The sequence below is a fragment of the Williamwhitmania taraxaci genome (assembly GCF_900096565.1).
GTDB lineage: Bacteria > Bacteroidota > Bacteroidia > Bacteroidales > Williamwhitmaniaceae > Williamwhitmania > Williamwhitmania taraxaci.
Genome location: NZ_FMYP01000149.1, coordinates 1 through 2402, shown reverse-complemented (window position 1 = coordinate 2402; position 2402 = coordinate 1). Strand labels below are relative to the sequence as shown.

At 36.3% G+C, this 2402-nt stretch carries 2 protein-coding genes; one reads left to right on the top strand and one right to left on the bottom strand.

Going from position 1 to position 2402, the window contains the following annotated elements:
• Positions 1 to 279: 279 nt before the first annotated feature.
• Complete coding sequence (locus BLS65_RS17570) at positions 280 to 1272, bottom strand: virulence RhuM family protein (RefSeq protein WP_092441088.1); 993 nt, start codon at positions 1270 to 1272, stop codon at positions 280 to 282.
• A gap of 578 nt (positions 1273 to 1850) precedes the next feature.
• Here BLS65_RS17570 and BLS65_RS17560 point away from each other — a divergent pair.
• Positions 1851 to 2378, top strand: a complete 528-nt coding sequence (locus BLS65_RS17560; protein ID WP_170830197.1) for an IS110 family transposase — start codon at positions 1851 to 1853, stop codon at positions 2376 to 2378.
• Positions 2379 to 2402: the final 24 nt, after the last annotated feature.

The following is a 2402-nucleotide window of genomic DNA, read 5'->3' as shown; positions in this document are numbered from 1 at the left end:
AAACTTTTAAAGAGCATTTAAGAGTTGAGTTCAAAAAAAACAGTAGTTTTGAATACTAGGAAAATTACCAGACAAAGTTTAATTTACACTCCCTACAATTATGATAATAGCTTTCATGTCTGTTCAAGTATTTTTACACATAACGTTTGCTGCTTAAAATGCGTTCGGGAGTTCGAAGCAGCGTCGTTGTCCTACGTTAAAATTATTGCAATATACTAAAATAAACATTATTTAACCATCTGCCCCAATGGAATATAGCAGCGGTTGGCTTTTCGTGCATTATTCTTTTCCTTTTAACCTTCTAATCTCTTTGTCAAAATCAGATGAATAATTTACATCTTGGATTGCTCTATATTTATCATATTCTTGTTCTGCTTTTATTTTGGCTTCTAAAGCACTTACTTTTCCTTTGTCCTCAAGTATAGGAAAACTTGAAAGTTCAAGAAATTGATTCAAAAAAACAATCCATTCTTGCATTGTTGTTGGAATTTGCCTTTCTGCTCTGCTTTCTGCTAAATCAAGGTATGCAGATACAATTCGGTTAAGTTCTTTTATGTGTTGTTCGTTCAGATAATTTTTAGCAATAGCTACGTCTGATTTCAATATTTTCCCAGCTGGAGCATGCTTCCAATTGGTTAATCCCATATACAATTTCGTAGAATCAGTAGCAGAATATACAATTTCAGCAGCTGTTCTTCCTGTTATTGCCCAATGAAGTTTATTTTGTACAGTTGCAAAAAATTCTAGAGTTAATTTATTCGAATTGTCATAATCAAGTGATAGTGCATAAATGTCTGTGATTTTCTGATAGAATCTCCTTTCACTCGCACGAATTTCTCTAATTCGTTCAAGTAGCTCATCAAAATAGTCTTTCCCAAAACGTTTTCCCTGCTTCAAACGCTCATCATCGAGAACAAACCCTTTAATTATAAATTCCTTTAGTGTTTTTGTAGCCCAAATCCGAAATTTAGTCGCTTGATGTGAGTTAACTCTATAACCTACTGCAATAATTACATCAAGATTGTAAAATGTAGTATTATATTTCTTTCCATCATCAGCAGTATGTTCCAAAATGGAACTAACTGAATTCTCAATCAATTCCCCTGATTCAAAGATGTTTTTCAGATGTTTTGTTATTGCGGGTCTTTGAACTCCGAACAACTCACTAATTTTTTTTTGAGTCATCCAGAAGATTTCATCTTGATAGAAAACTTCAATCTTTACGTTTCCATCGTCTGTTTGATAGAATATTATTTGAGATTCTTTCGTCATTCGATTTAATTTTTCAACCAAAAATAGTCATTTCTTTGAAAATATTATCGAACGTAGCGATTGCATGAATGCCAACTCATTTATAACCCGCCAAAATATCCGTTTTTCCACCCATTCTGGTATATATCCACCCACCTTCCTTGCCGTTTATTTCTACACTAAGCTAGCAATAATATCCTTAGGTTATACCGCTACTGGCAACTCTTTAGCATTTGCTTGGGGTTGGCGAGGGGCAGGGGAATCGTTTGTAAAAAAAGATTGAAAATATCTTGGCACGTATTTTAAAAAGAGAAATAACTTTCTTCCAGTAAGTAGGTTCTCCCCGTCGGCTTAGCTGGCGGGGCAACCTACTCCTTTAGATTTGCAATTGTTATTTGCTATCAAATAGGTTAGTTTTATAGTTAACCGAGAAGTGTGAAAGTGAACTATAGTCTACTCCAGTCCATTGAGGGCTATCAATCGAATTAGTCTTTCACTCTTTGCATTGAAAAGCACCAATTAGAATCTTAAGCTACAAGGCTTACTAAAGGTATTAGTTTTTATCAATGTGTCGGAAATACTTACTTAACAACAAGATTATGGCTTACAAATGGTTTGTTGGAACAGATGTTTCCAAAAAGACGTTGGATGTTACCTTGTTTTTTAGAGAGGAAGGTGAAAAGTCGCCCCATAAGCAATTTTGTAATGACGACAAGGGGTATCAAGCCATCATTAAATGGATGGAAAAGCAGCGCGTTAATCCACAGGAAGCGTTGTTCTGTATGGAGCATACCGGTGCGTATAGCGTTGGCATGGCTGTGTTCCTGGAGCATGCTGGTCTTGCGTATTCTTTGGTTTCACCCTTGCACATTAAGCGATCTTTGGGTCTGGTGCGAGGAAAAAATGACAAGGTTGATTCTTTCCAAATTTCAAGGTTTTGCTACTTACATCGGGAAGAGTTGCCGCTAACAACGCTGCCTCTTGCGTCAATACAGCAGCTACGATGGTTGATAAACGAACGGGAACGGTTGGTTAAGATGCAAACGTCCGAGAAGGTTGTTCTCGGCGAATTGATAAATGCCAATACAAAAAGTACGCTGAAGAGAATAGAGTTGATATTTCGGTGATATTGTGCCACTTGTTTCGGTGAT

Coding starts and splice junctions, on each gene's coding strand:
- BLS65_RS17570 (WP_092441088.1), bottom strand. CDS start 1,272: ATGACGAAAGAATCTCAAATAATATTCTATCAAACAGACGATGGAAAC.
- BLS65_RS17560 (WP_170830197.1), top strand. CDS start 1,851: ATGGCTTACAAATGGTTTGTTGGAACAGATGTTTCCAAAAAGACGTTG.